The sequence below is a fragment of the Pseudofrankia coriaricola genome, assembly GCF_001854805.1.
Classification (GTDB): domain Bacteria; phylum Actinomycetota; class Actinomycetes; order Frankiales; family Frankiaceae; genus Pseudofrankia.
In genome coordinates, this window is sequence record NZ_MBLO01000251.1 from 1 (window position 1) to 14,329 (window position 14,329).

The following is a 14,329-nucleotide window of genomic DNA, read 5'->3' on the forward strand; positions in this document are numbered from 1 at the left end:
GCGCCCACCGTGGCAGTGGGCGGGATCGCGGCGGGCCCGGCCGTGGTGGCGGTCCCACCAACGGCGTCAGTCCCCGCGGCGGCGGCGGTACCGGTGGGCCCAGCGGCGTCAGCAGCCCCCGCGACGGCCGCAGCCCCGGCGGCGGTGGGGGTCGCGGCGGTGGCCGACTGGCTCGGCACGTCGGGGCTGGCCCCGGCCGTCGGCTCGGCGGCGGGGGCGGCAGGGGCGCCCGCCGCCCCACCCGCCAACGCGGCGGTCCGCGCGGCCTTCGACGCGGCAGCGGTCGCGTCCGGCGGAGTGCCCACTTCCAGCGCCGACGGCGAGGTGACCGCCGGCGAGGTGCCCGTCGCCGGCACCGGCAGTTGGGTGCCCTGGGTCTCGGCGGCGTCGCGGCGGCCGCGTGCGAGGCGGCGCCGGATCCGCACCCGGGCGCGCGCGGTCCGGACGAACGACAGCCAGTCCTCGCTGGGCCCGGCGTGCGGCAGGTTCGACGTGAGGATCTCGACGACGTCGCCGTTGCGCAGCCGGGTGTGCAGCGGCACCAGCCGGCCGTTCACCCGGGCGCCGATAGCCCGGTGGCCGATGTCGGTGTGCACCGCGTAGGCCACGTCCACGGGCGACGACCGGGCCGGCAGCGCGATCGCCTTCCCCTTGGGGGTGAACGCGAGCACCTCGTCGGCGTCCAGGTCGCTCGACAGCGACTCGAGGAACTCCCCCGGGTCCTTCGCCTCGTCCTGCCAGTCGAGGAGGCTGTGCAGCCAGGCCAGCCCCTCCAGCCGGGCGCCGTCCGCGCCGGCGCCGACGGGGCGGGCGACGATGCCGGTCTCGGCGAGGACGTGCATCTGCCGGGTACGGATCTGGATGTCGACCGCCCGGCCGGTCGCGTCGGTGACCGTCGTGTGCAGCGACTGGTACATGTTGAACTTCGGCGTGGCGACGAAGTCGCGCAGCCGGCCCGGAACCGGCCGCCACAGCCCGTGGATCACCCCGAGCGCGGCGTAGCAGTCGCGGACGTCCTCGACGAGCACCAGCACCCGGACGATGTCGTAGAAGTCCCGGGGCGGGCGGCCGCGCTCCTGGGCGCGCTTGTGGATCGAGAACAGGTGGCTGGTGCGCACGGACACCTCACCGACGATCTTCGCCTCGCCGAGGCCGGAGCGCAGCCGGCTGACGACGGCAGTGAGCTGCCCGCCCTCCCGCTCGGCCGCGACGAAGTCGTCGACGAGCACCTTCGTGCGCCGGTGCCCGTCCGGGTCGAGCACCTCGAACGCCCGGTCCTCCAGCTCGCGCTTGATCACACTGACGCCGAGCCGGTGCGCGAGCGGGGCGAGGATCTCCAGCGTGACGCGGGAGATCTTGGCCTGTTTCGGCGGCGACATGAAGCCCAGCGTCCGCATGTTGTGCAGCCGGTCGGCGATCTTGATCAGCAGGACGCGGTAGTCCCTGGCCAGCGCCACGATCAGCTTGCGCAACGTCTCGGCCTCGGCCGCTTCGCCGAAGCGCATCTTGTCCAGCTTGGTGACCCCGTCGACGAGGTTGGCCACCTCGCTGTCGAACTCCTCGGTAAGCAGCTCCAGGGTCGCCCTGGTGTCCTCGACGGTGTCGTGGAGCAGGGAGGCGACCAGGGTCGTCGTGTCCACGCCGAGGTCGGCGAGGATCTCGGCGACGGCCAGCGGGTGAATGATGTACGGGTCTCCGCTGCGGCGCATCTGGCCGCGGTGGTAGAGCTCGGCGGCCTCGTACGCGCGCACGATCGCGCCGATCTCGGCCTTGGGATGGAAGTCGCGATGCGCTTCCACGATGCCGCGCAGCTCCGGCGGGATCTGCCCACCGCGGCCGGCGGCCACCCGGCGGGCCAGGTGCGCGAGCCGGTGGCTGGCCTGGCGGGCGGCCAGCAGCGGGCGCGCGTCGTCGCCGAACGGTGTCGCCACACCCGGCGACAGACTTCCCCCGGCCGGCAGTGCCGCCCGCGCCCCAGCGTCCATCCCCCCGCCCTCCTCTGCGGCGCCGCAGGCCTACGCCTGTACGCCAGATGTGACCCGGAAACAGTCGTAGACGCCCTCGATCCGGCGCACCGCGGCGAGCACCTGTCCCAGGTGCTTCGCGTCCCCCATCTCGAAGGTGAACCGGCTGATCGCCACGTTCTCACGGTTCGTGGTGACCGACGCCGACAGGATGTTGACGTGATGGTGCGACAGCACCCTGGTGACGTCGGAGAGCAGCTTCGCGCGGTCCATCGCCTCCACCTGTATCACCACCAGGAAGACCGAGCCGCTAGATGGGGCCCATTCGACAGCCACCCGCCGGTCCGCCGCCGGGCTCGCCGGGTCGCCGACGTTGGCGCAGTCGGTCCGGTGCACCGACACACCGCGCCCCCGGGTGACCAGGCCGGTGATCTCGTCGCCCGGCATCGGGGTGCAGCACCGGGCGAGCTTCACCCAGATGTCGGACGCCCCGGAGACCAGCACCCCCGGGTCGCCGGGGGAGCGGCGCAGCGGGCGGATCGGCAGCGCGGTGTCGGCGACGTCCTCCTCGGTCGCCTCCGGGCTGCCCATCGCGGTAAGCAGCCGGTTCACCACAGCCTGCGCGCTGATGTTGTTCTCACCGACCGCCGCGTAGAGCGCGCTCACGTCGGCGTAACGCAGGTCCTTGGCCAGGCTGAGCAGGCCCTCGCCGGTCATCAGCCTGGTCAGTGGCAGGTTGTGGCGGCGCAGCGACCTGGCGATCGCGTCGCGGCCCGCGACCACCGCGTCCTCACGACGCTCACGCGCGTGCCACTGGCGGATCTTGGAACGGGCCCGCGACGAGCGGACGAACGTCAGCCAGTCCTCGCTGGGCCCGGCGCCCTGCGCCCGGGAGGTGAAGACCTCGACGGTGTCGCCGTTGTCGAGCTCGGTGTCCAGCGTGACGATCCGGCCGTTGATCCGCGCGCCGACGCACTGGTTGCCGACGTCGGTGTGGACCGCGTAGGCGAAGTCGATCGGGGTGGAGCCGGCCGGCAGCGGGATGACGTCACCCTTCGGGGTGAACACGAAGACCTCGTCTGCCGGCGCCTCGAAGCGAAGGCTGTCGAGGAACTCGCCGGGGTCGGCGGACTCGCGCTGCCAGTCGAGAATCTGGCGCAGCCAGCTGGCCAGGTCCGGGTCGTCGCCGCGGCGGCGGCTCCTGGCCAGGTCCGGCTCGTCGCCACCGCGGCGGCGGCTGGCGGCCCGGCCCTCCTCCTTGTACTTCCAGTGCGCCGCGATGCCGTACTCGGCCCGGTTGTGCATCCCGTGCGTACGGATCTGCAGCTCGACAGGCTTGCCCTCCGGGCCGATCACCGTCGTGTGCAGCGACTGGTACATGTTGTACTTCGGCATCGCGATGTAGTCCTTGAACCGGCCCGGGATCGGCTTCCAGTTCGCGTGGACGGTGCCGAGTGCGGCGTAGCAGTCGCGAACCGAGTCGACGAGCACCCGGATGCCGACCAGGTCGTAGATGTCGTCGAAGGACCGGCCGCGCACGACCATCTTCTGGTAGATCGAGTAGTAGTGCTTGGGCCGGCCGACGACCACCGAGGGGATCCCCGCCTCCGACAGGTAGGACTGCACCCCCGCGGTGACGTCGGCGAGGTAGACGTCCCGGCTGGGCGCACGGTCGGCGACCAGTCGGACGATCTCGTCGTAACGCTTCGGGTACAGGGCGGCGAAGGAGAGGTCCTCCAGCTCCCACTTCAGGGAGTTCATCCCGAGCCGGTGCGCGAGCGGCGCGTAGACCTCCAGCGTCTGGCGGGCCTTGCGCTCCTGCCGGTGCTCGGGCAGGAACCGCAGCGTGCGCATGTTGTGCAGCCGGTCGGAGAGCTTGACGACGAGGGCCCGCGGGTCGCGTGCCATCGCGATCACCATCCGGCGGATCATCTCCGCCTGCGCCATCTCGCCGGCGTTGACCTTCTGCAGCCGGCTGACCGCGTCGACGATCAGCGCGACCTGGTCGCCGAACTGCTCCCGGATCGCGTCGCCGGTGAGGGTCGTCTCCTCGAGGGTGTCGTGCAGCAGCGCGGCGCACAGCGTCGGGACGTCCATGCCCAGGTCCGCGAGGATGCTCGCGACCGCGATCGGGTGGGTGATGTAGGGATGGCCGGAGGCGCGCACCTGCCCGGCATGCGCCGCGTCGGCCACCTGGAAGGCCAGCTGGACCGGCCCGATGTCCGCCTTCGGGTGGTTGGTGAGCAGGCCGCGCAGCACCGGGTCCAGCGCGGACGGCGGGGTCTCGCGATGCGGGGACAGGCGTGAGAGCCGGCTGCGCAGCCGCCGCGGCAGGGGCGGCGACTCGTGGCCCAGCCGGGGCTGCACCGGGGCACCGTCCTCTGGCAGCTCGTCCGGCACCGGGCCGCCGGCCAGGACACCCCCGCCGACCGCCACGACCGACGCGCCTGAAGCGGGGCCACCGTTACCGCTGGCAGCGTTACCGCTGGCAGCGCTGCCAGCAGCGCCACCGCCGGCGCCAGCCGGGCCGGAGGCCGCGGCGGAGCCGGTGGCCGGGACGCCGTTCCTGGCGGCCTCGGTCTCCGTGGCGGGCCGGTCGGCCTCCGCCGGCGAAGCGGCAGCGCCCGCCTCTTCGCCGGCCGCACGCACGCCGCCGCTCTGGGCCCCGGTTCTGGGCAGCCCACGGCGCCGCTCCGGCGACGGGCCCGTCGTGGGCCCGAGCGCCGGGAGCTGTCCGCCGCCGGTTATCACCGGGATTGCGTCGGGCACTGGGCCGCTCCTGCCGGAAAGTCTGACTTCGAGACTAACGCTGGGTTAGCCGCGGGCCTTCCGCAACCCAACCAAGCCGACGCTGAAGCCCCGAGGTCGTGCCCTGATGACGATCGAGCGGGCAGGTCGGGCAGGGCCCCGCGCGGCGGCGGATGCCCTCGCCCGGCGGGAGCCAGGGACCTAGATTGCCAGGAGGGTGGTTACTTCCAGTGACGGGATCTGGCGCCGGCCGGCCAGGAACGTGAGCTCCATGAGCACGGCGAGGCCGAGCACCTCGGCACCGCTGTGGCGCAGCAGGTTGGCGGCCGCGGCGGCCGTGCCGCCGGTGGCGAGGACGTCGTCGATGATGAGCACCCGGTCGCCGGCGCCGACGGCGTCGGCGTGCATCTCCAGGACGGCCGTGCCGTACTCCAGCGCGTACGACTCGGTGACCGTGGGGCCGGGCAGCTTGCCCTGCTTGCGGATCGGGACGATCCCCGCGCCGATCCGGTCGGCGACCGGCGCCGCCAGCAGGAAGCCGCGGGCCTCGATGCCGGCGACCACGGTCGCGCCAAGCCGCCTGGCCGTGCCGGCGAGCGCGTCGAGCACCGCCCCGAAGGCGGCCGGGGTCGCCAGCAGTGGAGTGATGTCCTTGAACACCACGCCCGGCTGGGGGAAGTCCTGGACATCGCGCACATGGGCGCGCAGCGCCGCCGCGGCCTCCTCGAGGCCTGCGTCGGCCGCCGCGGCCGACTCGGGCGCCACGCGACCCGTGGAGGGAGTCTCGATGCTCGTCATGGCGCCTTCCTACCGCCGCCGCTTCCCGCCGGGGCGTCCGCCCCCGCGGCGCGGCGCGGCGCGTCCGCGCCCGGCCGGCTGCCCAGGGCGGGCGCCCGGCCGGCGCGGCACCCCCGCCGAGGCCGGTTCCCGTTCCTCACCGACGTCGGCCACGCCGGCGTCCACCTCGCCGGCCGCCCCAGCCAGGCGCGGGACGCGCGGTGCCGTGCCCGTGCTCCTGCCCGGCGCCGTGGCGTCGGCCGCCGCGCCCGTGCGCGCGGCGCTCGCCCGCGCCCGCAGCACCCGCGCCTGCAGGGCCTGGACCGCGGGCTCACGCTGCTTGAAGTCCACCAGCAGCGGGGAGGCGAGGAACAGCGACGAGTAGGTGCCCGAGGCGATACCGACGAACTGGGCGAGCGCGAGGTCCTGCAGCGTGCCGGCACCGAGCAGGCCTGCGCCGACGAACAGCAGCGAGCCGACCGGGATCAGCGCGATGAACGAGGTGTTCAGCGAGCGGATCAGGGTCTCGTTGAGCGAGTCGTTGGTCGCCTCGGCGTAGGTACGCCGGCTGGACGTCGCGATCCCCGCGGTGTTCTCCCGTATGCGGTCGAAGACGACAACCGTGTCGTACAGGGAGAAACCGAGGATGGCCAGCAGCGCGATGATCGTGGACGGCGTCACCTCGAACCCGACGAGCGAGTAGATGCCGAGCGTGACCACAAGGTCGTGGATCAGCGCCACCATCGCGGCGGCCGCCATCTTCCACTCGAACCGGAACGTCAGGTAGGCCATCACCAGCACGAGGAAGATCACAAGACCCTCGATGGCCTTGTTCGTGATGGTGGATCCCCAGGAGGCGCCGACCGTCGACACCGCGATGTCGGTGTCCTTCGCCCCGAAGTCCTCCGTCACCTGCTTGGTGACCGCGTCGGTCTGGGCGTCGGTGAGCACCGGGGTCTGGACCCGCAGCTGCTTGCTGGTCTCCAGCTGCTGGATGACCGCGTCGTTCGGGTTCACCCCGGCCGAGCTCAGCGTGCCGCGGGCGTCCTCGACCGAGTGGCCGTTCGCCGGGAACTGGAAGACGGCGCCGCCAGAGAAGTCGATGCCCAGCGAGAAGCCGCGCACGATCATGCTGATGATGCAGATCGCCAGCAGGATGCCCGAGAACAGATACCAGATCTTGCGCCGGCCGATGAAGTCGAACCAGAACTCGCCGCGGTAGAACCGGGTGATCGCCGACATCTCAGGACTCCCGCTTCTGTCCGGGTCTGGCGGCACGCGCCCCCGGCCGTTGGCCGGGCGGCACCCCGGCTGGCGCTCCCTGGGGCGTGGTGTTGCCGGCTGGCGCCCCGGCGGCCGGTACGGCGCCGACCCGGCGCGAGAGCCGCGGCCGCTCCGCGCCGTCGGGGGCCGCGCGTTTCGACGAGCTGAGGCCCGACCACTTCGGCGAGGTGAACAGCCTGCGGCGGACCAGCAGGGTCACCAGCGGCCTGGTGAAGACGAACACGATGACCACGTCGGACAGCGTCGAGAGCCCCAGGGTGAAGGCGAAGCCGCGTACCGACCCGATGGAGACGATGTAGAGCACGGCGGCGGCGAGGAACGAGACCGTGTCCGCCGACAGGATCGTGCGCCGCGCGGCCGGCCAGGCGCGCTCGACCGCCGCCCGCGTGGTCCGGCCCTGGGCGACCTCGTCCTTGATGCGTTCGAAGTAGACGACGAAGGAGTCCGCCGTCACGCCGACCGAGAGGATCAGGCCGGCGATGCCGGCGAGCGTGAGCGTGAACCCGATCGCCTCGCCGAGCAGCGTCACCGCGGCGTAGATCAGCACGCCGCTGACCGCGAGCGAGCTGATCACGACGATGCCGAGCAGCCGGTAGTAGAAGAACGAGTAGAGGATGACCAGTCCGAGGCCGATCCCAAGCGCCAGCAGGCCGCCCTTGAGCTCGTGACGACCGAGTGTCGGTGAGATCGACTCCGCCTGCGACTTCTCGAACGCCAGCGGCAGCGCGCCGTACTTCAGCACGTTGGCCAGGTCCTCGGCGTCGGACTGGGTGAACGTGCCGGAGATCTGGGCCGAGCCGGGGATGCGCTCGTTGGTCGTCGGCGCCGACTGGACGACGCCGTCAAGCACGATCGCCACCTGCTTGCCGCGGGTTTCCTCGGTCAGCTTGGTGAACTTGTTCTGGCCCGAGCCGGTGAAGTCGACGTTGACGACCCACTCACCGGTCGAGACGTTGGTCGTGCCGCCGCTCGACAGCAGGCCCGCCGACGCGGTCTTCACGTCGGTGCCGATCACCTTCGCCGGCTTGAGCAGGTACTTCACGACGCCGTCCCGGTCGCACGCGGCGGTCCAGTCCCCGGGCGCGTCGGTGGCGGCGCCGGAGGCGCGCAGCTCCGCCGGGGCGCAGGTCAGCGCGTCGTACTTCTTCTGGACGGCGGCGGGCGGCGTGTTGGGGTCGGCCGCCGCGCTGGCGCTCGCCGACGGCGCCGGTGTCGCGGACGGGGTGGCGGCGGCGTTCGCGGATGGTGTCGCGGTGGGCGTGGGTGGCGTGGTCGCGGTGGGCGACGAGGCGGCGGCGGGGCTCGCGGATGACGTCGGCGACGCGGAGGCGCCGGCGGTCGGCTGCCCGCTCGCCGGGGCCAGCGTGGAGCCCGCCGACGGCGACGCCGAGGCGGAGGCGGTCGCGCCGGCGGTCGGGGTGGCCGTCGGGCTGGGCGCGGGTGCCGCGGCACCGGAGGTGAAGACCTCGCGGAACCGGAGCTCGGCGGTCTGGCCTACGAGGTTGACGACGTCGGAGCGGCCGCGGCCGGGCACCGAGATCTCGATCTGGTTGCCACTGCGCTTGACCTCGGACTCGGCGACACCGAGGCCGTCGACTCGCTGGCGGATGATGTCGATCGCCTTGTCGACGGCGCCGCTGTTGACCTTCTGGCCCGCCTGCGTCGACTTCGGCGTGAGAATGACGCTCGTCCCGCCCTGCAGGTCCAGGCCGAGGCGGGGCGTGAGCGTCCCGGTCAGGGCCATGATCCCGTACAGCACCGCGAGCACACCGGCGAGAAGACCCAGCCGGAGCCAGAACGGCCGTGTCTCGCGCGACCGCGTCGACCGACGTGCCAACGGATTTCCCTTCTGCCCGCCGGGTCAATGATGATCCCGGCCGGAGCCAAACGTATCCGACGGGCGACGGGATGAGGACGTTAGCCGCCCAGCCCGCGCCCGATGCGTCGTTCTTCTTACGACACGGGGACGCCTACAGTTCCTTCCTCGGCGACTTGCCCGCGTCGCCGGGCGCGGGGCGCTCCTCGCTCGTCGGCTCGCCCGACGGCGCGGACGCCTCGTCCGTGGGCGTTCCGGCCGGCGAGGCGTCGGCGCTCGGCGCCTCGTCATCCGGCGTCTGGGCCGTGTCCTCGTCGGCACCGGTCGTCGGCGTGCTCACGATCCGGCCGATCGCGCCCCGGCTGAACCGGCACACGACATCCGGCGCGATCTCCAGGAGCACGTCCTGGCCGTCGACCTCGACGACCGTCCCGTAGAGCCCGCCGCGGGTAATGATGAGGCTGCCCGGGCCGAGCTTCGACTGCTCCTGCTGGTTCGCCCGCGATCGCCGGCGTTGGATGGTGAAGAAGTACACCCCAACCAGAATGATCAGAATCGGCAGCAGCCAGCTGCCGGCTCCGCCACCGCCCTTGTCGTCGGCTGCGATGTCGCCGGCCGCGATCGCGGCGGTTGCCATTACGTGCACGTCCTGCTCCTCCTAGGTGTCGCGGCGATCGTACGGCTGTCGCGGGGCGGAGCGCGGAGCGCCCGGCCCGGCGGCGGCCTTTCGGGGCGAGACGCTGGAGGCGCTCGCCCCGCGTCGGGCGGCCAGCGGCCAGGGCGCCAGGGCGGTGGAGGGAACGCCGTGGTTGATGGTTGGGCCGGTGGGATGACTCAGTTGGTGTCGGCCTCGGTCGCGAACCCGGGTTCGAACAGCGGGGCGGGAATGGTCTGGGAGCGTCCCAGTGGGTCGGCCGGAGGGTCGTAGCCGAGGTGGGTGAAGGCGGCCGGGGTGGCGACGCGGCCGCGGGCTGTCCTGGCGAGCAGGCCGGCGCGCAGCAGGAACGGCTCGGCCACGTCCTCCACCGTGTCCGGCTCCTCACCCACGGACACCGCGAGCGTGGTAAGCCCGACGGGGCCGCCGCCGAACCGCTTCACCAGCGCGGTGAGCACCGCCCGGTCGAGCCGGTCGAGCCCGAGCGGGTCGACGTCGTACACCCGCAACGCCGCCCTCGCGACCTCCAGAGTGATGATCCCGTCGACGCGCACCTCGGCGTAGTCGCGGACCCGGCGCAGCAACCGGTTGGCGATCCGGGGGGTGCCGCGGGAACGCCCAGCCACTTCGACCGCCCCTTCCGGCCGGAGTTCCACCCCGAGCAGCCGGGCAGAGCGGGTGAGCACGGCGGTCAGTTCGTCGGTGTCGTAGAAGTCGAGGTGGGCGGTGAACCCGAAGCGGTCGCGCAGCGGCCCGGTCAGCAGGCCCGCCCGAGTGGTGGCCCCGACCAGGGTGAACGGGGCGACGTCGAGCGGGATCGCGGTCGCGCCGGGGCCCTTGCCGAGCACCACGTCGACGCGGAAGTCCTCCATCGCGGAGTAAAGGAGCTCCTCGGCCGGGCGGGCGATCCGGTGGATCTCGTCGATGAAGAGCACCTCGCCGGGCGCGAGCGCGGTGAGGACGGCGACCAGGTCACCGGCCCGCTCTATCGCCGGGCCGCTGGTGAGCCGCAGCGGTACCGCCATCTCCTGCGCGATGATCATCGCGAGGCTGGTCTTGCCGAGGCCGGGCGGCCCGGAGAACAGCACGTGGTCCGGCGGGCGCCCCCGGCCGCGCGCGCCAGCCAGCATGATCGACAGCTGTTCCCGCGCCTTGCGCTGCCCGACGAACTCCGCCAGCGTCCTCGGCCGCAGCCCCGCCTCGAACGCGCGCTCCTCGGCGTCGGCAGCGGCCGTGACGAGCCCTTCCTCGCCTCCCATGCCCCCCACTGTCCCGTCCACTCCCTACCGCCCGGCTACCGGGTCCGCGTCACGCGGACCCGGTAGCCGGCCCCTACGCGCGCGATGATGGTCCACGAGGAGCCGCCTACCGCGGCCGCAGGACGGCGAGCGCGGAGCGCAGCAGGGCGGAGACGTCGCCCTCGGCGCCGTCGCCCGTCGCCTCCACGGCGTCCGCCGCCTCGCGGGTCGAGTACCCGAGGCCGACCAGCGCATCCGTCACCTGCTCGGCCGCGGTCCGCGGCGTGGGCATGATCCGTCCCGAGGCGCTGGCGCCGAGGCCGGCGCGCGGCGTCGCGCCACCCGCCGGCGGGCCGAGCTTGCCCTTGAGATCCAGCACGATCCGCTGGGCGCCCTTGCGGCCGATGCCAGGCACCTTCGTCAGCACCGCCAGGTCCTCCTCGGCGACGGCGCGGCGCACGTCGTCCGGCGCCAGCACCCCGAGGACGGCCTGCGCGAGCTTCGGGCCGACTCCGCCGGCGGCCTGCAGAATCTCGAACACCTCCCGCTCGTCCGCGTCCGCGAACCCGTACAGCGTCAGCTCGGTCTCGCGGACCACCAGCGTGGTCGCGAGCCGCGCCGGCTCGCCGGCCGCGAGCCCGGCCAGCGTCGCCGGGGTGCACTGCACCAGGAGCCCCACCCCGCCGACCTCGACCACGGCCGCGGTCGGCGACACCGACAGCACCGTGCCGGCGACCGACGCGATCACGCCGGTCCCCCGGCCGGCCGCGGCGCGGCGCCGGCTCGGGCGGCGTTCACGCCGGCCGCCGCGGCACGCACCCGGGCGAGCGCGGGCCCGCGCCAGACATGGCACAGCGCGAGCGCGAGCGCGTCGGCGGCGTCCGCCGGCCTGGGCGGCGCCGCGAGGTCGAGCAGCTTCGTGATCATGAAGGTCACCTGGCTCTTGTCCGCCCGGCCGCTGCCGGTGACGGCGGCCTTGACCTCGCTCGGGGTGTACAGGGCGACCGGCAGGCCGCGCCGCGCCGCGAGCACGATCGCGACCGCGCCGACCTGCGCGGTGCCCATCACAGTGCGCACGTTGGCCTGGCTGAACACCCGCTCCACCGCGACCGCGTCCGGGCGGTGCCGGTCCAGCCAGGACTCGATCTCCAGCGAGATGTCCCGGAGCCGGATCGCCACGTCCTCATCGGCCGGCGTCCGGGCGACCCCCACATCCACAAGCGTCGCCCGCCGCCCCGCACCCCCACCGTCCACAACCCCAAGCCCACACCTCGTCAGCCCCGGATCGACGCCCAGCACCCGCACGCGCCAAACCTCCACCAGGACAGGAGCCCGATCGCCAGGACAGCGAACGCCTGTTCGGATCCTAGGCGCCCGACGCATCCGGACATCGCCGACACGCGGAAGCTGTGTCTCTGGTTCGCTCCGTGCGGGCACGGCGCTACGGCCCCTTACTCGCTTCGCTCCCAAGGGACCTCCGCGCCGTGTCCTCCTCCGCGAACGTGCGCTACGGCGACCTCGCTGCGGCCCCCCTACGTCGCTTCGCTCGTAGGAGGGCCTCCGCGAGGTGCGCCTCCGCGCCCAGCGCGGTTGCGTCCCGTCGCACGTCACCAAGCCAAAGCCGCACACCGGGCGGGGCCACGTCGCTTCGCTCGTGGTCGTGCCTCCGGGGAAGTCCCTACGAGCGAAGCGAAGTGGGGCGCCGCGTGGGTGCCGCTTCGGACTGGTGACGTTCAAGTGCGACGCATCCACGCTGGCGCGGAGGCGTGCCTCCGCGGAGGCCCGGCCACGAGCGAAGCGACGTGGTTGGGCCGCAGCGGAGGTCGCCGGAGCGCACGTGAGCGCAGGAGGACGGCGCGCGGAGGTCCCTTGGGAGCGAAGCGAGTAAGGGGCCGGAGCGCGCCGCCCGGACGGAGCGAACCAGCAAACAACCTTCTGCCCCGACCCCGCCCGACACTGGTCAAGGCTTTCTCCAGTCAACCCCGCCCCCGCTACCTAACCCGCGACGAGCTCCATGACCTCGTCGGAGATGTCGGCGTTGAACCAGACGGACTGGACGTCGTCGAGGTCCTCAAGGGCATCGACGATCTTGAGCACCTTGCGGGCGGGCTCGGCCTCCAGCGGCACGCTGACGCTCGGGAGCCAGGAGATCTCGGCGGAGTCCACCGTCAGGCCCGCGTCCGTCGCCGCGACCCGCACCGTGTGCAGGTCGGTGGCCTCGGCGACCACCTCGAAGGCCTCACCGAGATCGTTGACCTCGTCGGCGCCGGCGTCGAGGACCGCCAGCAGCACGTCGTCCTCGGTCAGCCCCGCGGTCTTGGTGACCAGCACGACGCCCTTGCGGTTGAACAGGTAGGCGACCGAACCCGGGTCGGCGATCGTGCCGCCGTTGCGGGTGACGGCCACCCGGACGTCGGAGGCGGCACGGTTGCGGTTGTCGGTGAGGCACTCGACCATCACCGCGACCCCGCTCGGGCCGTACGCCTCGTAGGTGATCGACTCGTAGGTCACGCCGCCAGCCAGCTCGCCGGAGCCGCGTTTGACCGCGCGCTCGATGTTGTCGTTCGGCACCGACTGCGACTTCGCCTTCGCGATCGCGTCGGCGAGGGTGGGGTTACCGGCCGGGTCTCCGCCGCCGGTCTTCGCGGCCACCTCGATCGTCTTGATCAGCTTGGCGAACAGCTTGCCACGACGGGCGTCGATGACCGCCTTCTTGTGCTTCGTGGTCGCCCACTTGGAGTGACCGCTCATGCCTGCCCCTCTGTTGACCCAACGCCTCCAGCGACGCGACGATGCAGCACGGTCGCGCCTCCTTCGGCCAGTCCGTCGGCCCGGCCGTTCCCGGCACGGGAAACTTCATGATCGCACAAGGCTGGTGGGTGCGCGAGAATGGCGGAGCCTCGCGCACCTGAGGCCAAGTTCTGGCTGTCAGGCCGGGCGGGCACCAATGCCGGCCGGCCGGGTGAACGTAGTGTTTCCTCCTACCATCTTTGCAACGACCTCGGGTCGCCCAGCCCCTCGGGTCGAGCGAAGCTCGACGACCGGGAACGGCCCGCGGAGCGCCGTCGCCGGCGTCCTGGGAGCCGGCCGGGGCGCCTCACCCACCGCGGGCTGGGTGAAACCGTGCCGGCCGCCCGCCATCCCGCGGGCCACGACGGGCCACCGCGGGCCAGGGGACGGCCCAGCGCCGGGCGCCGTCAGCCCCGCGCGGGCCGGCGGGCCACCAGGTCGACGAACAGCTCGTGCATCCGAATGTCCCCCGTCAGCTCCGGGTGGAACGACGTCGCCAGCAGGTGGCCCTGCCGGACCGCCACAGGGTGTTCCCCGACTCTGGCGAGGATCGTCACCCCATCTCCGGCCTTCTCCACCCATGGCGCGCGGATGAACACGGCGTGCAGCGGCGGGCCGGTCAGGCCCTCGACCTCCAGGTCGGCCTCGAACGAGTCGACCTGCCGGCCGAAGGCGTTGCGCCGCACGACGACGTCGAGCCCGCCGATCAGCGGCTGGTCCGGGCGGCCGTCGAGCACGTCCTGAGCGAGCAGGATCATCCCGGCGCATGAGCCGTACACCGGCAGGCCGTCGCCGACCGCGGCGCGCAGCGGCTCGAGCAGCCCGAAGATCCGCAGCAGCCGCCCGATCGCCGTCGACTCCCCGCCCGGCAGGACGAGCCCGTCGACGGCGGCGAGCTCCTCGGGCCGGCGCACCTCGACCGCCTCCGCCCCGGCCGCCGCCAGCGCCCGGGCATGCTCCCGCACGTCCCCCTGCAGCGCCAGCACCCCGATGCGGGCATTGGTCGAAGTCACGTCCGCCTCTCTGGCCGCGCGAAGCGCGGCATCGGGAGGCCCGG

General features: G+C 73.0%; 11 protein-coding genes. All 11 read right to left on the reverse strand.

Going from position 1 to position 14,329, the window contains the following annotated elements; all coding sequences use genetic code 11:
- Positions 1 to 1,985, reverse strand: a 1,985-nt coding sequence (locus tag BCD48_RS35865) for a RelA/SpoT family protein (protein ID WP_131804167.1), incomplete at its 3' end; no start/stop codon positions are given.
- A gap of 30 nt (positions 1,986 to 2,015) precedes the next feature.
- Positions 2,016 to 4,733, reverse strand: a complete 2,718-nt coding sequence (locus BCD48_RS35870; protein ID WP_083419717.1) for a RelA/SpoT family protein — start codon at positions 4,731 to 4,733, stop codon at positions 2,016 to 2,018.
- Between the two features lie 180 nt (positions 4,734 to 4,913).
- Positions 4,914 to 5,510, reverse strand: a complete 597-nt coding sequence (locus tag BCD48_RS35875; RefSeq protein ID WP_071052859.1) for an adenine phosphoribosyltransferase — start codon at positions 5,508 to 5,510, stop codon at positions 4,914 to 4,916.
- 9 nt (positions 5,511 to 5,519) lie between these two features.
- Complete coding sequence (gene secF / locus BCD48_RS35880; protein ID WP_071052860.1) at positions 5,520 to 6,731, reverse strand: protein translocase subunit SecF; 1,212 nt, start codon at positions 6,729 to 6,731, stop codon at positions 5,520 to 5,522.
- 1 nt (position 6,732) lies between these two features.
- Positions 6,733 to 8,610, reverse strand: coding sequence for a protein translocase subunit SecD (gene secD, locus BCD48_RS35885; protein ID WP_071052861.1), 1,878 nt, complete (start codon positions 8,608 to 8,610; stop codon positions 6,733 to 6,735).
- 133 nt (positions 8,611 to 8,743) lie between these two features.
- Positions 8,744 to 9,226 carry a preprotein translocase subunit YajC gene (yajC, locus tag BCD48_RS35890; RefSeq protein ID WP_071052862.1) on the reverse strand — a complete coding sequence of 161 codons (483 nt, stop codon included), beginning with the start codon at positions 9,224 to 9,226 and terminating at the stop codon, positions 8,744 to 8,746.
- Positions 9,227 to 9,423: 197 nt separating this feature from the next.
- Positions 9,424 to 10,503: a Holliday junction branch migration DNA helicase RuvB gene (gene ruvB, locus BCD48_RS35895; protein WP_071052863.1), complete on the reverse strand. Its 1,080-nt coding sequence runs from the start codon at positions 10,501 to 10,503 to the stop codon at positions 9,424 to 9,426.
- A gap of 106 nt (positions 10,504 to 10,609) precedes the next feature.
- On the reverse strand, positions 10,610 to 11,230 hold the full coding sequence (ruvA, locus tag BCD48_RS35900) for a Holliday junction branch migration protein RuvA (protein WP_071052864.1): 621 nt from the start codon (positions 11,228 to 11,230) through the stop codon (positions 10,610 to 10,612).
- Positions 11,227 to 11,787 carry a crossover junction endodeoxyribonuclease RuvC gene (ruvC, locus tag BCD48_RS35905; RefSeq protein ID WP_071052865.1) on the reverse strand — a complete coding sequence of 187 codons (561 nt, stop codon included), beginning with the start codon at positions 11,785 to 11,787 and terminating at the stop codon, positions 11,227 to 11,229. The genes ruvA and ruvC overlap by 4 nt, the downstream gene beginning before the upstream one ends.
- Positions 11,788 to 12,477: 690 nt before the next feature.
- Positions 12,478 to 13,233, reverse strand: a complete 756-nt coding sequence (locus tag BCD48_RS35910) for a YebC/PmpR family DNA-binding transcriptional regulator (RefSeq protein WP_071052866.1) — start codon at positions 13,231 to 13,233, stop codon at positions 12,478 to 12,480.
- 446 nt (positions 13,234 to 13,679) lie between these two features.
- The gene (pdxT, locus tag BCD48_RS35915) at positions 13,680 to 14,285 is read right to left on the reverse strand and encodes a pyridoxal 5'-phosphate synthase glutaminase subunit PdxT (RefSeq protein ID WP_071052867.1); all 606 of its coding nucleotides are present in this window, start codon (positions 14,283 to 14,285) and stop codon (positions 13,680 to 13,682) included.
- Between the last annotated feature and the right edge of the window lie 44 nt (positions 14,286 to 14,329).